Origin of the sequence: Pseudomonas sp. Sample_9 (assembly GCF_004307535.1) — a bacterium.
GTDB lineage: Bacteria > Pseudomonadota > Gammaproteobacteria > Pseudomonadales > Pseudomonadaceae > Aquipseudomonas > Aquipseudomonas mercuritolerans.
Window position 1 is genome coordinate 3,731 of record NZ_RAZO01000362.1, and the last position, 2,266, is coordinate 5,996.

Genomic DNA, 2,266 nt, shown 5'->3' on the forward strand with positions numbered 1-2,266 from the left:
TCGATGGTCTGCTGGTCGATGTAGAACATCGCCGCCGTGGCGCCGTATTCCGGGGCCATGTTGGAGATGGTCGCGCGGTCGCCGAGGGTCAGCGCCGCCGCGCCTTCCCCGAAGAACTCCAGCCAAGCGCCGACGACTTTCTGTTTGCGCAGGTATTCGGTCAGAGCCAGGACCATGTCGGTGGCGGTGATGCCCGGTTGCAGCTTGCCGGTCAGTTCGACGCCAACGCTTTCCGGCAAACGCATCCACGACGCACGGCCGAGCATCACGCTCTCGGCTTCGAGGCCGCCAACGCCGATGGCGATCACGCCCAGCGCATCAACGTGCGGCGTGTGGCTGTCGGTGCCGACGCAAGTGTCGGGGAACGCCACGCCTTCGCGCACCTGAATCACCGGCGACATTTTCTCCAGGTTGATCTGGTGCATGATGCCGTTGCCCGGCGGGATCACGTCGACGTTCTTGAAGGCCTTTTTGGTCCAGTTGATGAAGTGGAAACGGTCTTCGTTGCGGCGGTCTTCGATGGCGCGGTTCTTCTCGAAGGCCTGGGCATCGAAACCGCCCGCCTCGACGGCCAGCGAGTGGTCGACGATCAATTGCGTCGGCACCACCGGGTTGACCTGCGCCGGGTCGCCGCCCTGCAAAGCGATGGCATCGCGCAGGCCAGCGAGGTCGACCAGCGCGGTCTGGCCGAGGATGTCATGGCAGACCACCCGCGCCGGGAACCACGGGAAATCAAGATCGCGCTTGCGCTCGATCAGTTGCTTGAGCGAATCGGTGAGCGTGGCCGGGTCACAGCGACGCACGAGGTTTTCCGCCAGTACGCGGGAGGTGTACGGCAGGGTGTCGTAGCTGCCAGGCGCAATCGCCTCGACCGCCGCGCGGGTGTCGAAGTAATCCAGCGGCGTGCCGGGCAGGTTCTTGCGGAATTCTGTGTTCATCGGGTCAGGACTCGGGTCACGGTGATTTCAAAGGGTGAGGCCAGACACCTGAGTTGCACACCGTCCACTGTGGGAGCGAGCCTGCTCGCGAAAGCGGTAGATCAGTCGACATCCTTGTTGGATGCCAGTCCGTCTTCGCGAGCAGGCTCGCTCCCACAGGGTCTAGCGGGGTTCTCTGGTTCCGGCTCAGCTCACCATTCAGCGACGTTCGATTGGCACGAACTTGCGCTGTTCGACGCCGGTGTATTCGGCGCTTGGGCGGATGATGCGGTTGTTGGCGCGCTGTTCGAACACGTGCGCGGCCCAGCCGGTCAGGCGCGAGCAGACGAAGATCGGCGTGAACAGCTTGGTCGGGATGCCCATGAAGTGGTATGCCGAGGCGTGATAGAAGTCGGCATTCGGGAACAGCTTCTTCTGCTCCCACATGGTCTTGTCGATGGCCTCGGAAACCGGGAACAGCACCTTGTCGCCGACCTCGTCCGCGAGTTTTTTCGCCCAGCCCTTGATCACCTCGTTGCGCGGGTCGCTGTCCTTATAGATCGCGTGGCCGAAGCCCATGATCTTGTCCTTGCGCTCGAGCATGCCGAGGGTGCCTTTGATCGCCTCTTCCGGCGACGAGAAGCGCTCGATCATTTCCATCGCCGCTTCGTTGGCGCCGCCGTGCAATGGACCGCGCAGCGAACCGATGGCCGCTGTTACGCAGGAATACAGATCGGAAAGGGTCGAGGCGCAAACGCGCGCGGTGAAGGTCGAGGCATTGAATTCGTGTTCGGCGTAGAGGATCAGCGACACGTTCATCACTTTGACGTGCAGTTCGCTTGGCTTCTTGTCGTGCAGCAGGTGCAGGAAGTGGCCGCCGATGGTCGGTTCGTCGCTGACGCAGTCGATGCGCTTGCCGTCGTGGCTGAAGCGATACCAGTAGCACATGATCGCCGGGAACGCGGCGAGCAGACGGTCGGTCTTGTCGCGCTGTTCAGAGAAGTCTTTCTCCGGTTCGATGTTGCCGAGGAATGAGCAACCGGTGCGCATGACGTCCATCGGATGCGCGTCGGCGGGAATGCGTTCAAGCACTTCTTTAAGCGCCTGCGGCAGGTCGCGCAGCTTGCTCAGTTTGCTTTGATAGTCGGCCAGTTGCGCTTTGGTCGGCAGTTCGCCGTACAGCAGCAGATAGGCGACTTCTTCAAATTGCGCGTCGGCGGCCAGCTCACGCACGTCGTAGCCGCGATAGGTCAGCCCGGCACCGGCCTGGCCCACGGTGGACAGTGCGGTTTGCCCGGCAACCTGGCCACGGAGCCCGGCGCCACTGAGTACTTTTGCTTCGGCCATTG

General features: G+C 62.6%; 2 protein-coding genes. Both read right to left on the reverse strand.

Going from position 1 to position 2,266, the window contains the following annotated elements:
* Window positions 1-938 (reverse strand): aconitase family protein (locus D6877_RS20885; RefSeq protein ID WP_241662933.1); only part of this gene is annotated, 938 nt, incomplete at its 3' end.
* 198 nt (window positions 939-1,136) lie between these two features.
* The gene (gene prpC / locus D6877_RS20890) at window positions 1,137-2,264 is read right to left on the reverse strand and encodes a 2-methylcitrate synthase (protein WP_130911978.1); all 1,128 of its coding nucleotides are present in this window, start codon (window positions 2,262-2,264) and stop codon (window positions 1,137-1,139) included.
* Window positions 2,265-2,266: the final 2 nt, after the last annotated feature.